Genomic DNA, 16,514 nt, shown 5'->3' with positions numbered 1-16,514 from the left:
CGCGCCAAGCGAGCCTCTGAGATGTGGTCAACCCGCTCTAGCGGACCACGATGAAGTAGCCCTGGGCCTCCTCCTTGCTCGCGGGAGTCGTGATGTGGTAGATGTAGACGCCGCTCGCAACCTTCTCGCCGCGATGGTTCCGCAGGTCCCAGGACTCCCTGCTCGACGATTCGCCGAATGCGCCCGCGCCGTGCTCGAGGGTCCGCAGGTGGTCTCCGGCAGTAGTGAAGAGCTTGATCGTCGCCCGCCCGGGGAGGTTCATGAAGTCGACATGCTCGCCGAGCTGCGCATCCCAGGGCACGCGCCCCGCCTCGTAGGGGTTCGGGACGACAATCACTCTGTCGAGCAGGGGTGGCGCGCTCCAGGCGGAAGGATGGGCCTCCACGGGGGTCGGATCCCCCAGCGGCTCCACGCGGAAGAAGCCGGCCCGGATCGACTCGGGGTCGTTGCCGACATCGAAGATCGATCCGTTGAGGTAGACCAGCTTGTAGTCGACGATGCTGTAATAGAAGGGCAATCCGTTGTGCGGTCCCGGTAGAGGCTCATCCAGATTGCCTCCGCGGGCGATCATCGAGTCGGGGTCGACGAACGACCGCTCGAGACCAACGAAGCTCCAGGTCGAGTCTCCAAAGCCGTACCTGCGGAGCAGAACGGCGTGCTCCGGGAAGGGCGTCGGGCTCCGATAGACCATGTAGCCGCCGAAGCATTCCGGGTTGGTCCCGGACGGAGCGCAGAATCCCGCCCGATAGGTGCGGACGGAGCCGTCGGCGAGGCCGACGAAGACGCGCCGGCCCAGGTCGCCGACCGCGCGGCCGTAAGCCCGCCCTTCCCTCACCAGGTCCCTGCTCCGGTATGGCTTCCCGTCCTCCCCATCGAAGACCTGGAAAAAACCCTCGCCGTCGAGCGCGTAGGCGAGCGCTCCGTCGGGATCCCTGACTCCGATGACCGGACTCTCGATCCGATCGAGCTGGACATCGAAGGTCTCCTTCCAACTCCGAGTCTCCCAGCCCTTCAGATTGCCCAGAGCGTCCGCGGAGAACATGCGGGAATGATCCCTGCAGAAGCGAATCGCGGTGACCGCGCCCTGGTGCGCGTCGATCCGGCGATCGATCGTCCACTGGTTCTGCAGGAAGCGGTAGATCCTGATGACGCCGTTTCCGTCTCCGGTCGCGATCGTCGCCCCGTCGCTGGTGCCGTCCAGGGTCACGACCGGCTCCGCGTCAATCGCCACGCTCGGGGTTCCGGGCGCGAGCCATATCCTGAGCTTCCGATCCTCCCCGCCGCTCGCGAATCTCTGATCGCGAGTGTTGTTCCCCGCTCCGTAGAAGCGGACCTTCCGGCAGCGTCCTTCGTGGCCCGTGTAGACCTCCGGCGTCGTTCCCACCGTCAGATTCCAGAAGGCGATCCTTCCGTCCCTCATCCCGCCCACAAGGAGCTGATCGCTGGGGTGCACGTCGAGATCGAGGAGGGAATCGGGCGGCGCGCCAAGCGTGGCATGGACGACTCCGGTCAGAGCGTTCCAGATGAAGATCCGGTCATCCCCTTCATAGACGCCGCAGACGTTGTCTCCGTTGTACATCGCCCGCAACAGCCGGAGGGGCCGGCCGGACACGGGTCCTGCCAGCGTCTTCAGGGAGTCGAGCACCGTGTTTCCGAGGAAGTACGGGTCCTTCCCCTCGAGCGGGGTCCAGCTCCAGCTGATCTTGCGGTCATCGAGGACGGGCGGGCCGGAGAAGGACGCTCTCTGCGCGCCCGCCATGCAGGCGATCAGGACCAACGGCATGCAAGCCACGACGAACCCTCGTGCAACAGACGTCATCCCCACTCCTCCCCACATCGCCGGGGCTTCCTAGTAGTCCTGGCCCTTGATGAGCCAGTTGATCGCCGCGGTTCCAGCGTCTACGGCCGGTCCTTCATAGAACGGGTAAGGCTGGAACAGGAAGAGGACCACCCTTCCCTGCGCATTGCCGCGAAGGGTATCGACCTGCGTCGACTCGTACCGCTGCGCGATGACAGAGCCGCCCCAGTAGGAAGGCGGCCCGCCGATCCAGTTGTAGGTCTCGCTCGTATAGAGAGTGTCCAGGCCGGCCTCGGGGTAGAACGGGGAGTACCGGCGGTCGAAGAGGATCCCCTCGTAGTCGCGCAGTCCCCCCGTGGGGGGCTTGGGGGTCATCTCACAGCCGGAGAGCACCTCCCCGTTGAATTTCGCCGGGTCGATGTACAGATCGGGGTAGGCGGGGTTTCTGGACACGCACCGCGTCAGGCCGTCGCGCCAGGACTGGTGATCGTTCGGGGGGGAGTTGGTGCAGTCGAGAGGATCGATCCCGACCACCATGTTCCGGACGTGCAGGAACCGCCAGATGAAGGAGGTCTCGGTGAAGTTCGCGTTCGATACCCCGGCCTGCGGCGGTAGCTTGGGGTAGTCTCCCCCGGCCGCCCCTTGCACGCGGCTGATGATCGCCGAGATCGGGCGCCCCCCGAATAGGAAGAGCTTCCCCCCGGCGGCAAGGTAGGAGGACAGCATCCTCTTGTCGTCTCCGGACTGGCCCGACGCCGCCTCGCGTTCATGGAACCAGATCCCGCTCGTCTCGCCGCCGGCGAAGTTGAAGCTCCAGAGGATCGTCGAGTAGAGCGCCATGTCGCTCAACTTCAGAGCCCGGTTCACCGTCGGGTTGAGCCCCTCGTTGTATTGACCCCTCGGCGCGTACATGCTTCGCACATCAAGCTCGCCGCCGGTGAAGTCCCGTATGCGGCCGATGAACTTGTCGATGAAGGCGTCGTGGACCGCGTCCTGGTTCACCGGACCGAGACCGTATGCCACCTTCGCGTCGTCGACCAGAAGCGCGGGACGGGAGAAGGTGAAGGCGACGACCGTCATGACGATCGTGCACAGCCTCTCCGAGCTTCTCAAACCCCCGGCATCCATCATGCGGATGTAGAAGACGTGCTGCTGGCCGCTCTCGGTCGCCGGGAAGATGAGCGGCGTGACGACGCCCGTGTACTTCCCCCACCCTATCCAGCCGCCGATTCCCCTGGGATCGCGGTACCTGTCATCCTGCGGGTCCGGCACATCCATCCCGTAGTTCACATCCCCGGCCTTGCTTCCGTAGTAGTCCGCGTCTCCCGACCATCGGAACCGGACCGGAGTGTCGCTGGGAACCTCGATGTACCAGACCTCGCCGTCCCTGGGGAACACGTGCCTACCGAGCGAACGCTCCGTCACGGTCACATAGGGTTGGCTGCGGATGTCCTGGACATGGAAGATGATCCAGTTCTCGCCGCGCTCGAGCACCGGTTCGACCGCCCCGGCCTCGTCGACGGCGCGGATCGAGAAGACGAAGACCTCGCTCGATTGGGTGAGGGGAAGGTCCCTCAGGAGAAGCTCCCTCTGCTCGCCGCTGACGCGGATCCATCGAGTCTTGTCCCCGGCCCTCAGGGTGTCCAGGAAGGCGTTGGGCCTGAGCAGGAGCGAGTCGACGATGGCCGCGTCTTCGATGAACCCGGAGGCCAGCTTGATCAGCTTGTACTCGTAGTGGGCGGGCGTCTTCTCGGGGGCGGAGCTGTCGAGATCCTCCCCCTCCCACTCGACGTTGAACGTGCGCACCAGGTTCCCCGACGCGGCCGCCAGCCTCGGGAACGTGATCCTCGTCAGAGGGGCGATCGTCCGGGCGTTGAACTGCCTCTTGTCGATGGAGCTGACGGCATACTCGTTGTCGACGGCGCGGATGTAGAAGGTGTGCCAGTCCGAGAACGTCTGGGCGACATCCCTGGGGTCCTTTTGCCCGGCAGGGAATCTCAGAAGGGCGCCGAAAGCGGTCGTGTCGGTCCAGGCCGCCTCGGTCGTCGTGTCGTCGGTCGCGTACTGGAAGCGGATCACCATGCCATCCTGATCCGCTCCCCGCCACTGGAAGTTGACCTTGTAGTCCACGCCCGCTGAGTCGGCGGTTGCGGCGCCGGCGGTGATCCTGACCAGAGGGCGGATGTTCGGCACGCGCGTGCCGGTCTCCTGGTCATCGGGGATGAGCAGACACCCCGCGCACGCCAGAAGAATCGGGACCAACAGCCATCGCTGCTTCATGGGAGGATCTCCTCTGTACCGACCCCGTGACCGCGTCAATCAGGAATCACTCGGAAGCGGACTTCGCGCCGATTCGCCCTGCCCCCCCGCGTGTCCCCTCCGGCCTGGGCGTTGTCCTTCGCCTCGACGAAGAGCTTGTAGTCTCCGACGATGAACTCCCTCTGTCCGCCCCGCGGCTTCGCGTTCGTGATGTCGTAGGCCACATCGGGGTTCAGCACCTGCTCGAAGGAGTTGGAGGCCTCCCGCTCCAGCGGAGTCTCGAAGCGGATGCCGTAGCCGATCTTCTCGGCGGGATCGCCATCGGGGTTCTCCACCAGGAAGCGGCAGGCGAGGCCTTGCGCCAGATCCGAGAGGCGGAACACATCGCCGTTGCGGGGCGTCTGGCTGAAGCCGTCGCGTTCCAGCACGAAGACCGGCTTCAGGTTCACCGAGAAGCGGAGGCTGTCCGGAGTCCCTTCCAGCCGGTCCAGCCGGTCGACCGCGCGGACCATCATGATGTAGTCGCCCGTTCTCAGGCCCGAGAGTTCGATGGGCGCTCCTCCACCCTCGTACTCCAACCAGGACGAGAAGACTGCCCCCGACCCCGATCGCCATTCCATCGAGGCGACCGACGAGTCGCCGTCGATCGGGTCCGGATCGAAGGCGGTCGCGGTCGTTGAGAGGCTCGGCAGATCATCGTTCAGTCTCCCCAACGGCAAGGTATCTCCCGAAAAGAAGGTCTGTCCCCTCGACGTGAAACAGGTGCGCTCATAGTCGCTTCCTGGCGAGGCGCATCTCTGGATCCGCGTGATAGGGTCTCGATTCCAGACGAAGGACCGAGTGATGGCGCCGCTTCCCGTCAGGCCGCCGTCGTCCATCGCCTTGACCTGCATCACATAGACATTCCCCTTCGGGATTCTCAGGAAGAAGTCGGGGGGATACTCCGCCGCGGTGTCGGCGAGGCTCCCGCCGGGCGGCAGGTAGCCGGACTCTACCGGCAGCATGCGGTGGAAGTAGCGGTCGACACGCCCCACCTGGATGATCCGCCCGTCCGGCGCCACGGCCACATCGCCGTCGCTCCCGTCCCACGCGAACCTCACGCCCCACCCCGTCGGGATCGTGTCGGTGGGAGAGTTCTGGTTCTCCGAGGTCAGGCCCTTCGTCGCCCCGGAGATCGGCTCATAGGCGATCGCTCGAAGCCAGTCGACCTCGGGCGCGACGTTGTTTCGGGATCCGAAGAAAATCCACGCGGGCGTCGGATCGACCCTACCCTCGTTGTCGACAGCGCGGACGTAGAACCGATGGCCGAGAACCTCCCTCGTCTCCTCCACTCGGAAGACGACAAGGCTGTCGCTTCTGGCCGTCCTCCGCCAGAGGATCTCTTCGCCGGGGAGGGAGTCGGTGACTGCGACATCGAACTGTGAAACGGTCCCGTCCCGGTCCACGCCGGCCCAGTGCAGGGCCACCCGATAGAAGGCGGTCTGGCTGTCCCCCGGAGCGGACGTCAGAAAGGTCTCCGGCGCCAGATTCCGGTCGATCGGAACCGTGGATTGCTCGCGGCAGCCGCCAAGAAGACCCCAGAGCGAGGCGAGGACCACGCCCATCGAAAGGCCGAACTGGATCGTCTGAACTATTCGAGCGCCGGTAGGCACACGGCGAGCGGACATACCACCCCCAAGCCCCAAGACCAACCCCCTGCCGATGCCCATGGTAGGGCCCTCCGGGAAGGGGTGTCAACCCCGGCCCTGGCCGGTTCTTCAGGGGCCTCGGCGGCCGGCGGAATCGAGGAGAAGGCACCCCAGCCCGTTCATGGTGGCGTGCAGGAAGTCGGTGGGCAGCAGGGGGCGGCCCAGACTCCTCGGATCCGGGCCACCGAAGCTCCCGTCCTGATTCTGGCGCTCCACGAGCACCCGGATCCCCTCTTCGTAAGCCCAGCCATCCGCGAGGCCCGCCGAGGCCATGCAGATCAGTATCTCCGAGAGGATGTCGAGATTGTTCACGGAGCCGTAAACGATCGCGAAGAAAGAGAGGGCGCGGCTGAGGAAGCGTTCCTCCCCTTCCGAGAAACCCGTGAGAGGGAGGGCGCCATAGTCGGTGTGGGCGAAGATCTCGTGCGTCAGGTAGTAGATCTCCGCGAGCGTGAGATCGGCCTCGGCCGGTCGGCCCGCGATCATCCCCTTCCTGCGCAGTTGCGCGGCATCGAGACCGAGATCGATCCCGGCCGCCGGGAGGTAAACCGCGTGAAGAACCTGGAGGGACGGAGGGAGCCGATCCACATCCGCCCTCAGGCGATCGAGGTTGGCGTCCAGGGCCGATCCGAACGGGGCCGGATCGAGGCCGTGGTCGCGGCACCGCTTGGCGAGCACGGCCATCTCCGTGAAACAGAGGGCTCCGTCCTCTCCCGTCAGAACCTCGCGGAGCTTCTCGGCGTCGAGCGCCTGCGCAAGGCGGCCCCTGATCTGCTGATCCAGTTCGCTTTTCCGGGAGGACTCCCCTCGCGCCGCGAGCCAGAGGCGGTGGCGGGCCTCGATCTCCATGGCGAAGAGGCGGAAAGAGGTGGCCCCATAGAGAAAGGGCGCGACTTGCACGCCGTCGAGCCAGGCGGAAGCGCGGGCGATCGCGGAGCCGACGGCGGCCTCCCTCGGATCGGCGGCCGACTTGCCGGCCGCGGCCAGAAAGAGAACCGCGAAGATCATCGCCCCCGCTCGACCACATCCTGTCATGAGTCGCGACGCTAGATGCCCCGCGCCAGATTGTCAACGCGCGACCAGCCGCAGAGAGGCCCCCGGCTTTCGCCGGAGGCCTCCGCGGATCCGAGCCCTCGATAGGGCGCGATTCCTACTTCACGTAGAGCAGCTTCTTGGTGGAAGCCCAGGAACCCACCTTCATCTGGCTCCAGTAGACGCCCGAGCCGACCCGGTGACCCTGGTCGTTCGTGCCGTCCCAGTAGACAGAGTGAGGGCCGGCCTCCTTCGTGCCGTCCACCAGCTTCCGGACGAGCCTTCCGTTCACGTCGAAGACCGAGATATCAACCGGGCCGCTCTGGGCCAGGCTGAAGCTGATCAACGTCCTCGGGTTGAACGGGTTGGGCTGGTTCTGGAAGAGACGGTTGACGAAGGAGCCCTGAGCCGCGTCATCCACGCCGGCCGGGAGCGACCAGGTGGCCTGGCACTGCCCGAGGTCCTTGGCGCTCGTCAGGCGCGGCAGCTGCCGGTAGTTGTTGGGGTCGGTGATGTTGTGGCCCCAGCACATGGCCGCCTGGATCTCGGCGAGAGACCCGGCGACGATATCGGGCGTGTCCCTCGGACACTTGCCTTCTCCCGTGCCGAGGGGATCCCGCAGCGTCATGTGGTGCCAGCTCACGCCGTCGATGACCGTCTTGTACTTGTGCGTGTTGTAGTCAGGCCCCGACGTGCGGACGACCTGCTCGTACTGCATGCTCTTGCCGCCGTCCTCGCCCGTATAGACTCTGTTGCCCACGCCTCCGTTGATCGGAGTGTAGACGTTGAATCCGTACAGGTTCGGGCAGTAGCTGCCATAGGCGTCGACAGCCACGATCGTGCCGAACGGCCCGCCACCGACCGGAAGCAGCTGCAAGCAGTAGGAGTTGTCCTCGGGCGCGCACTCCGGGTCGGTCGTGTAGCCGTTGAACGCGTCGCAGAGCAGCTGGGCGCCGAGCGTGTTGTTGAGGAACGGCACGCCGAAGGTCGGCAGCGCCATCAGGATCTCGCCGCACTTGTCTCCGTTGTAGACGAAGAGCTGCGAGTTCTGATTCGCGCCGCAGTTCGGCTCCGTCAGCCACTGATCGAAGAGGAGATAGTCCTCTTCCTGCGTGGCTCCCTCGCTGTAGGTCCCCGTGTTGCCGATGATCGTCCTGTAACCCAGGATCTGGTTCAGCGTCATCCCGTTGGTGCTGCCGGCCACAAGGCCGCGAGCGAACGGGGCGTTCCAGTTCGACGATCCATCGGAGTAGTCGTAGCGGTCCCAGTTCCGATCGGGGGGAATCGGGCACCCGTCCTCGATCAGGCACGGAGCCTTGTCGTTGAGCAGGGTGGCCAAGGCGTTCTCGATGAAGAACTGGCTGCCGCGGTTGAAGAAGTCGATGTAGAGCGTCGCCGGATGGAAGGCGCAGAAGTTGAAGCCCGAGCCGCCGCAGTTGGGCACGTTGGCCGTGCGCACACCAGGGAGGATCTCGAACTCGAAGTAGTTGCCGCCCAGCGTATCCGGATAGAAGTACCTCTCATTCGGGAAGTTGTTGTAGCTGGCCGTGATGAAGTACTGGATCTGGGTGCCCGGGTAGAAGATGTCATCGAGCAGCATCTCGTTCAGCGGGTTCGACTCGGGCGCGACGTAGTCGTCGTCGTCCTCGCGGAAGTGGGAGATGAGCCGGTTCTTCTGCGGGATGACACCCACCTGGTTCGAGTCCATCTGGCCCCAGGTGAACTCCGGACGGTATGGCCGGTCGATCAACTTGCCGTCCGCGACCCTGTCCTTCCAGGTCTTGTAGGCCGTCTGCGAGCCGCCGGCGAAATCCGACTGGAAGGCGCCCCTGCGGGCGACACGCCACCAGAGCTTCGCGTTCCACCGCTTGTTGACGTCGGTTCCCGGATCCGGGCCGATGATCAAGAGCGAGTCTCCGAGCTTGTCTCTCTTGGCCTGGTTGTCCATCCACTTGTCGACGGTCACGTTCGCAGGGCCGGGGGCGCGCACGTCGAAGTTGATCGACGGCATGCTGCCGATGTCCTGGAAGAGCGTTCCGTTGTCGGAAGAGATGGACGGAGCGTTCGCTGCACCCGTCACGCCGACAACGATGTTGTCGAACAGAGGCGTGTAGTTGGTGACGCCGCTGCAGTTCGTGATGGCGAAGGTGTCGCAGTTGCCCAGAAGCTCGATGATCGGAATGACCTGCTCCGCGCTGTTCGGAACAGGGACTCCGCTGTTGACCGTCGTCGCGCCGTAGCGCCAGGTCGAGCAGACCGGGTCGGTTCCGAAGTAGTTGAAGGCGTCCTGCCCGACGATCGGAGACCACTGGATCGTCTGGGTGATCTCGCACAGGTACGGGTAGTACTGCCAGCACGGACGGATCAGGACTCCGTTCTCGCGAGGCATCTCCGCGTACATGTCGAACTCCATGAAGATCGTCTTGAGATCGGTGTTGGCGAAGTTGCAGATCGGCCCCATCAGGTTCACATGCTGGCCGTAGGGGTGGACCCACTCCCCCTGCTCCTCGACGGCAAGAGCGAGGATGTTGTTCTCGAGCCTGCAGGCGCACGGATCGAGGATCTCGAAGAGGCTCAAGTCCCAGATGCCGCCGTAGGCGCCGACCGGGAGGCAGAATCCGCGGGTCCAGCCCTGCAAGGTGTTGTCCTCGAAGTTCCACGACTGGCTCACGGCGCCGTTGACCTTGTACTCGATATTGTCGCAGGCGAAGCCACCGAGGAGGAAGTCGCCGCGGCAGTCCTCGTTGGACAGACCGCCGTCAGAGATGAACTCGATGATGAAGTTGATGTTCTGGGCCGCGCCGATCTCCGCGGTGCCGTAGGAGGGGCTGACCCACAGCTCGGGAACGACGGTCCAGGTCAGCGTGTCGACGCCGATCCGGCCGGTGAATCCCTTGCCCTGCGTCTCCCAGCCCGGGTTCGCGGGGCAGCCGCCCGTGTGCTGGTTCATCGAGAGCTCGACGCTGTCGGCGCGCTTCAGGTAGATCGTCGTCCCGTCGTAGCACTCCTCGTTGTCGTTCCAGTAGAGCATCTCGAGGCTGATGTTGGCCGTGCCGTTGTAGGCGATGTTCGGCGAGGTCACCCTCTGGCAGTAGTCGTTGCCGTAGCCCGCGCCGCACTGCCAGCAGAGCTGATCGGCCTCAGGCTGGTTCACGCCGAACCAGAGGGAGTAGACGCCGGCGACGAGCGGCGCGACCACGCCCTCGCCAAGGTCCAAGTTCTCGTCGATCACCCGCCAGTACTGGACCGAGTTGGCCGTCAGGTCGACGGCCTTCCATCCCTGGCCGTTGTGGATGTAGGGGGCGGGCGGGTTGTTCGGCCCGGTGCCGCGATCGAAGCTGTAGACCGCGTCCACCCTGGCGTTCAGGTAGGGAGACGCGTAGTACTCCCCGGAGATCCATGTGTGGCCGCCCCACCAGGTGGTGTCGGCCCTCATTCCTGCATTGTCCCTGATCATGAGATCGTTGTGAAGCTGCCCAGGCATCAGTCCCAGCTCATACTTCAGAGCCTGCTGACCCGGGTTGTCGGCGACCGCGACGGCCGCCGTCACAATCAAGAGCCCGATCAGGATGGGAAGAGTCATCCTCATGATAACGAGCCTCCGTCTCTCTTTTGGGTCCTCCGGGGGGACTTCCGGCTCCATGCTGCAGCCCTTGTTGCCGGTCCCTCGCGGCGACCAATCCAAGTGACTATCCGTACGGATCGGGGGATCGAGATCTCGCCGCCGCCGCTCTCTCGCATGGACGGCTCGAGCCGCCGCGCATCCCCGGGCGCGGCAGTTGGGATCCGCATCACCTCCCTCGCTCGTCTGCACCGGCCCTCCCAACCAGGGCAAGCGCGACAGACTCAACAGCCTCGAACCCTTGCCGGGCGGAACACGCGAACAGTCCCGCCGTGAGCGATTTAGCTATACATCTCCCGGGAGCCGGCCTCAGACAGCCGAACTCCGCAAGCAATCGGATGGGGGACCCTTCTCGCCTCAGAAGCCAGTTCCGCGATGTCCTCAAAGCCCAGTCTGGTAGGTCAGCCTGCCAACAGTATAGGAACGGACGCGCGGGGTGTCAACTGCTCAGTCGGAAAACAGTTGGGGGGCATCCGGAAACGGAGGGGCGGCCTGCGCGGCCCCGAGGGCGGCCCGCTCGACGACCCAGACCGGCACGTTCGCGGCGCGGGCCCTCGCGCGGAGATCCTCGAACTCCGCCACCGCTCGCGGACGCCCTCCGGGCCGGCTCCACTTGAGGCGGACGCTCCCGTACTCCGTCTCGACCACCGATATCCACCGTTGGAGCTCCCTCCTGGGCTCCCTGCGGATTCTGATCCCCAGCGTCGTGCTCTGTGTCAGAAGCAGGTCTCCCAGCTCAGCCTCCTTCGACGGATCGCACAGGACCGTCAGCAGGGTCCCCGCTCGCCCCTTCTTCATGAGGGCGCTGATCCTGAGGACATCGAGGGCCCCCGCCTCCTCGAGCCGCCGGGCGACCTCCTCGACCTGGCGAGGATCCTGATCGTCAAGATTCGTCTCGAGGATCGAGACCCAGCCCAGTCGCTCCTCGCCGCAGGCTCCCCCCTCTCCTCCCAGGGACGGCTCGGCGGGATCGCCCACCAGGATGCGGACGATGTTCGCGCGATCCTCCGATCGCCTCGTGCCCGCGCCGATCCCGATCCGGCGCAGGACCATGTCGGCGGGCGGACCGAACGAATTGACCAACCCGGAGAGGAGAAGCGCCCCGGTGGGGGTGAGCCACTCTCCCTCGATCGGCAGCCACCGGACCGGCAGCCCCTCGAGGAGCGCCAGCGTCGCGGGGGCGGGGACGGGGAGCAGGCCGTGGTCGGTCGAGACTTCCCCGCGGCTCAGAGGGACGCTCCCACAGGCCAGATGCTCGATGCCGAGCCCTTCCAGACCCGCGACAGAAAGGACGATGTCGGCGATCGAGTCGACGCCGCCGAGCTCATGGAAGTGGACCTCCTCGGGGTCCACGCCGTGGATCCGCCCCTCCACGACCGCCAGGCGATGCAGGAGCCGCAGGCTGCGCTCGCGCACCCCGGCATCGAGACGCGAGGTGCCGATGATCCGGCGTATGTCGGCGAAGGAGCGCTCGGGCGGCTCATCCGCAGTCTCCACGCGGATCCCGAGGCCCCGGATCCCCCGCTGGGAACGGGCCTCGACCTCGATCCTCGCCTCGGGGAGGCCGAGGGAGGAGAAGGTCGAGCGCATCTGCTCCTCGCTCCAGCCCGCGTCCAAGAGGGCGCCGACCATCATGTCGCCTGACAGGCCGGTCCAGAGATCCAGATAGGCACGCATGGGGGCACCTCCCGCGAGGGTCGGATCCAGTCAAGTCCAATCGAGCGCAGCCGGCGGACGGAGTCCTTCCCTCTTCAGGATCACAGATCGGATCGGCGGAGAAAAGGAAGGAGAGAGCGGGCGTCGCGAAGAATCCGCTCGGCGATCCGGTCCGCGGGGACCCTGCCGTCGAGCAGGAGAACGCGGGAGGGCTCGCGGGAGGCGATCCCCCGGTAGGAGCGGCGAACAGCCCTGTGGAACCGGATGTCCTCGCCCTCGAGGCGATCGAGAGCGCCCCGGGCGCGCGCTCGCGGCAGGCCCTCCTCGGGCGGAAGGTCGAGCAGGTAGGTGCGGTCCGGAACCAGGCCGCCGGTCGCGAAGCGGACGAGCGAGCGCACGCGCGCCTCGCCGAGTCCCCTCCCCGCGCCCTGATAGGCGACCGAGGCGTCGCCGAAACGATCCGCAAGGACGAGAGCCCCACTCCGCAAGGCCGGGATGGCGATCCGCTCCACGAGCTGGGCGCGCGAGGCCAGATAGAGGAGCAGCTCCGCCCTCGAATCGATCGGCTCCTCCGCCTGCGCAAGAAGCGTGCGCCTGAGATCCTCTCCAAGGGCGGTCCCGCCGGGCTCGCGCACGACGCGCACGGTCCATCCGTCCGCGAGGAGCCTCGCGGCGAGCATCTCGACCTGCGTCGACTTCCCCGATCCCTCGATTCCCTCGAATGTAAGAAAGAGCCCGGGGAGATTCCTCAAGCGGGGGAGATTCGCGGAGCGCCGCGACGCCTTCAATGTCCCTCCCGATCGCGGGCCGGCCGCATCGACTCGCGGCGCACGTGCAGCAGCCTCTGAACGAAAGTGATGTGGCCTCCCAGGGCGAGCAGGGTGAGCGTCCAGATGCCGGCCCGCGGACCGATGAGACAGAGGATCCCGATCAGGGCGAGACGCGCGGGCCGCTCCATCAGTCCGACCTCGCATCGAAGGCCGAGCCCCTCCGCGCGCGCGCGGACATAGGACGTCAGGAACGATCCCGTCAGCGCAAGGACCCAGATCCAAGTGTAGATCTCCCCCGCCCCGCTCCGGAGATGCGCGTCGATCAGGACGCCGCCCAGGACGAGCGCCTCGCCGTACCGATCGGCCGTCGAGTCGAGGGCCGCGCCCAGCGGGGAGCCGCTCGCGCCGCGGGCGCGCGCGACGGCCCCGTCGAGGAGGTCGCAGAGGGAGCTCGCGAGGAAGAAGAGCAGGCCCAATCCCCATCGGCCGCCGGCCAGCATCGCGCCGGTGATGCCGGCCAGGACGAGCCCCGCGAGGGTGACGCCGTTGGCCGACACGCCGGCTCTCGCCAGGACGGCTCCGAGGGGGGCCGCCATCGCGCGCACGCTGCTCTTGATGGAGCCGCCCATCCTATCTCCTCCGCTCCGCGTCTGGCGTGGACGATCCCGCATCGCCGCCCGATCCGGCGTCCGCGTCCGCCGCGGTTGTGCCGCCCTTCGTCCGTCCGGCGGCGATCACGAGAGTGAACTCCCCTCGCTGAGGGCCTCTGCCCGCGCGTTCAAGGAGATCGCGCGCGGCGCCCCGATCGATCTGCTCGAACTTCTTTGTCATCTCGCGGCAGATCGCGACCTCCCTTTCCGGATCGATCGCGGCGATCGCCTCCATGCATCGTAGAACGCGATGGGGCGCCTCGAAGACAACGATCGTGCAGCCCTGGCTCATGGCGGACTCGATGAACCGCCTCCGCGCCCCCTCCCGCGGGGGAGGATATCCCCAGAACGCGAAGCGGTCGGCGGGAAGCCCGCTCGCAAGAAGGGCTGCGAGGATCGCCGAGGGCCCAGGAATCACCTCGACGCGGATCCCCGCCCGCCTGGCCGCGCGGGCGAGATGGAAGCCGGGATCGGAGATCGCCGGCGTCCCGGCGTCGGTGACGAGGGCGCCGCTCTCTCCCGCCATGAGTCTCGAGACGAGCCCCGGCGCGCTTCGATGCTCGGAGTGCGCGTGATGGGAGAAGAGGCGGCAGTCGATGCCGTGGCGGCGCAGGAGGATCGCTGTGCGCCGCGTGTCCTCGGCGGCGATCCAGTCCACTTCCTGGAGAACGCGCAGGGCCCGAAGGGTGATGTCCTCCAGATTGCCGATAGGCGTGGCGATGAGAAAAAGCGTGCCCGGGCCGGCACCGTGTCCCGGGTCCCTCTTCAGGCTGGTTGGGCCGCTGCCGCCCCCAGCCCTCTCGCGACCCACGGGACTACTGGGACGGGCCGGCGACCTTGTCCTTCAGCTCCTTGGAGACCTTGAAGACCGGCACCTTTCGCGGGGGCACCTGGACTTGCGCGCCCGTTCGCGGATTGCGGGCGATCCGAGGACGGCGATCCTTCACCTTGAAGGTGCCGAATCCTCTGATCTCGATGTGCTTGCCCTGGACGAGGGCGCGCGAGACGGCCTCGAGGAACTCGTCCACCGTCTCCGCCACATCCTTCTTCGTAAGACCGGTGCGATCGGCGATCTCGTCGACGAGGTCAGCCTTTGTCATCTGCATCCCTCCTAAGGATCTTCCCTTCCTTCGCCCGCAGGCCATTCGCGCAGATAAGCTCAACGAACATGCGGAGTTGCTGAACTGCAAGCGACTGCAAGCTAGCAACGGCCCCCAGGGGTGTCAAGGCGAAAAAGCGCGCCCCCAATCAGTAACCTGCATCTGATTCGTGGTTTGCCCGGCCGGAGTCCGCCGCGGCCTCTCCCCTCCCCCTATCTCTGAAGGACGACGACGGCGCTGTCGGGCCTGCACCGGATCCGCATGAGGACGGGGGAGGCCTGGCGGGAGAGGGCGGCGGCCAGTGGAACCTTCTGCGCGTGGGGAACCGGGCGCCGCACCCTGGCAACGACATCGAGGGCATGCGGGTCGACCTGTTTCACGACGGAGACGGCCCCGCTCAAGAAGACCATGACCGACTCGGGATCGATGGAGGCCGCTCTGGCCGGGGCAATCGCATCGATCCTGATCCCCAGCGGGCCGACCATCCGTTCCTCCCGCTCCTCGATCTCGATCAGGAGTCGGATGGAACCGGGTTCCACGGAAATCCCGCTCGGCGGCGCGAGCCGGACATCCTTCTCGGTGTCGCCGCGCCAACCCTCGACGGAGAGAGGGGCCGTGTGGAGCGAATCGAGCGCGGCCAGGATCGACTCCGGCCCTGTCGCCCGCACCGCCGCCGGCTCGGGAACCGGGCGGCGGACCATCGCGCGATCGGAGGGAAGCTCGCCCTCCAGGCGGACCGCGATCGGAAGCTGGCGCGTCCTGCTCTTCTCGATCTGAAGATGAAGCAGATCCGGCTCGAGCACCTCGATCCGCGCGGCCTTGACGCCGTGGGGCAGCACGACGTCGGAGCCGAAGAGCGGCCGCTGGAGCGCGCCCACGCGGGGCGACTCGAGGGCGACCCTGAGAGGGAAGCGCCGCGTGCGCAGCTTGAGCAGATCCTTGCCCGAGGCGCGCACGCGGATCCGGGCCACCGCGGGCACTTCCCCCGTCAAGGCGAGGTCCCCGGGAATCGGAGCGATCTGGAGCGGAACGCGAAGGACCATCTCGCGATCTTGAGCGGAGAAGACGTGGATGTAGACGGCCAGCGCCATGATGAGGGCGAGGAGCTTGATCCCGGCGTTGTGGAAGAGCGAGCGCTTTCTTCTGGCCATCATGGACCCCCGGCACGGACCTCCGCATGAGACGCGCATAGCTTAGGACCGAGGAAGGCGTCATGCCAGACGAGTTTGGGCGTCTGCGCGCTCGGGCGTCTCAGAAGCGGCGGGCGATGGAGTAGCTGACGATCCAGAGGCGGAAGTCGTCCTCTTTCGCGTCATGGACTTCCTCGTCCCACTGCACGAAGATCTCCTGCTCGATCCGGGCGATCGGCGTCCACTGCGCGATCAGCGACGCCCGGACGTAGTCGTAGTCGGTCGTCGCGAGACTGAAGTTCAATCCCTCGAACGCCAGGGTCGTCCCCCCGCCTCGTGCGTAGTCCCTGCGTCCCGCCCCGATGGACAGGTCGAGCCAGAAGCGCTCGCCTCCCTCCCGCACGATCCCCAGGATCCCTCCGTATTCTCCGTAGTCTGCCCCGGCGGAGAGGCTGTCCGAAGAGTCGTCATCCGGGGTCTGGAGATCGAAGGACACGGCCAGACGCGTTCTCCACTCGGGTCCCGAGTCCCGCCCCCCGCGCGCGGCCCGCCCGCCGAACCGGCCGGCCAGCAGGTCGATTCCAATCTCGCCGCCCCAGCTCCTGCTGTCCTGGAAGATCCCCGAGGATCTGTCGTAGTCCTGCCATTCGATCCTCTGCTCGAGATAGGGACGCGCCGCGGCCCTCTCCCGAAGCTCGTAGCGCGCCTGGACCGCGCGCTCGATCGAGGAAGGTATCCCCGACTCCCGATCGATGTAGTCGCGCCCCTCGAGACGGAGGAGGAGCTCGAGCCTGTCTCCGGGCCGAGGG

The 16,514-nt window shown here is 66.4% G+C and carries 11 protein-coding genes; all 11 read right to left on the bottom strand.

Annotated elements, in window-relative coordinates; translation table 11 throughout:
* Positions 1 to 37: 37 nt before the first annotated feature.
* The 11 genes from FJY88_01525 to FJY88_01475 all read right to left on the bottom strand — a co-directional run bounded on the left by FJY88_01525 (position 38) and on the right by FJY88_01475 (position 15,765).
* Positions 38 to 1,837: a hypothetical protein gene (locus FJY88_01525; protein MBM3286024.1), complete on the bottom strand. Its 1,800-nt coding sequence runs from the start codon at positions 1,835 to 1,837 to the stop codon at positions 38 to 40.
* A 12-nt stretch (positions 1,838 to 1,849) separates the two neighbouring features.
* Complete coding sequence (locus FJY88_01520; protein MBM3286023.1) at positions 1,850 to 4,078, bottom strand: hypothetical protein; 2,229 nt, start codon at positions 4,076 to 4,078, stop codon at positions 1,850 to 1,852.
* Positions 4,079 to 4,113: 35 nt separating this feature from the next.
* Positions 4,114 to 5,724 (bottom strand): hypothetical protein, encoded by a 1,611-nt coding sequence (locus tag FJY88_01515; GenBank protein ID MBM3286022.1) that lies wholly within the window; start codon positions 5,722 to 5,724, stop codon positions 4,114 to 4,116.
* Positions 5,725 to 5,814: 90 nt separating this feature from the next.
* Positions 5,815 to 6,753, bottom strand: a complete 939-nt coding sequence (locus FJY88_01510; GenBank protein ID MBM3286021.1) for a hypothetical protein — start codon at positions 6,751 to 6,753, stop codon at positions 5,815 to 5,817.
* A gap of 142 nt (positions 6,754 to 6,895) precedes the next feature.
* Entirely contained in the window at positions 6,896 to 10,462 is a 3,567-nt protein-coding gene (locus tag FJY88_01505) for a hypothetical protein (GenBank protein MBM3286020.1), read from the bottom strand.
* 384 nt (positions 10,463 to 10,846) lie between these two features.
* Positions 10,847 to 12,076: a nickel pincer cofactor biosynthesis protein LarC gene (gene larC, locus FJY88_01500; protein MBM3286019.1), complete on the bottom strand. Its 1,230-nt coding sequence runs from the start codon at positions 12,074 to 12,076 to the stop codon at positions 10,847 to 10,849.
* Positions 12,077 to 12,156: 80 nt separating this feature from the next.
* Positions 12,157 to 13,029, bottom strand: a complete 873-nt coding sequence (gene tmk, locus FJY88_01495) for a dTMP kinase (protein ID MBM3286018.1) — start codon at positions 13,027 to 13,029, stop codon at positions 12,157 to 12,159.
* Positions 12,840 to 13,496, bottom strand: a complete 657-nt coding sequence (locus FJY88_01490; GenBank protein MBM3286017.1) for a CDP-alcohol phosphatidyltransferase family protein — start codon at positions 13,494 to 13,496, stop codon at positions 12,840 to 12,842. Before FJY88_01490 ends, tmk begins: the two co-directional genes overlap by 190 nt.
* The gene (gene rsmI, locus FJY88_01485) at positions 13,456 to 14,244 is read right to left on the bottom strand and encodes a 16S rRNA (cytidine(1402)-2'-O)-methyltransferase (GenBank protein MBM3286016.1); all 789 of its coding nucleotides are present in this window, start codon (positions 14,242 to 14,244) and stop codon (positions 13,456 to 13,458) included. The genes FJY88_01490 and rsmI overlap by 41 nt, the downstream gene beginning before the upstream one ends.
* Before the next feature lie 46 nt (positions 14,245 to 14,290).
* Positions 14,291 to 14,575: an integration host factor subunit beta gene (locus FJY88_01480; protein ID MBM3286015.1), complete on the bottom strand. Its 285-nt coding sequence runs from the start codon at positions 14,573 to 14,575 to the stop codon at positions 14,291 to 14,293.
* Positions 14,576 to 14,787: 212 nt separating this feature from the next.
* Positions 14,788 to 15,765 carry a YbbR-like domain-containing protein gene (locus FJY88_01475; GenBank protein ID MBM3286014.1) on the bottom strand — a complete coding sequence of 326 codons (978 nt, stop codon included), beginning with the start codon at positions 15,763 to 15,765 and terminating at the stop codon, positions 14,788 to 14,790.
* Between the last annotated feature and the right edge of the window lie 749 nt (positions 15,766 to 16,514).

It is taken from the genome of Candidatus Eisenbacteria bacterium (assembly GCA_016867495.1).
Lineage (GTDB): Bacteria > Eisenbacteria > RBG-16-71-46 > CAIMUX01 > VGJL01 > VGJL01.
The sequence above is the reverse complement of the archived record's forward strand: the minus strand, read 5'-3'. Positions and strand labels throughout refer to the sequence as shown.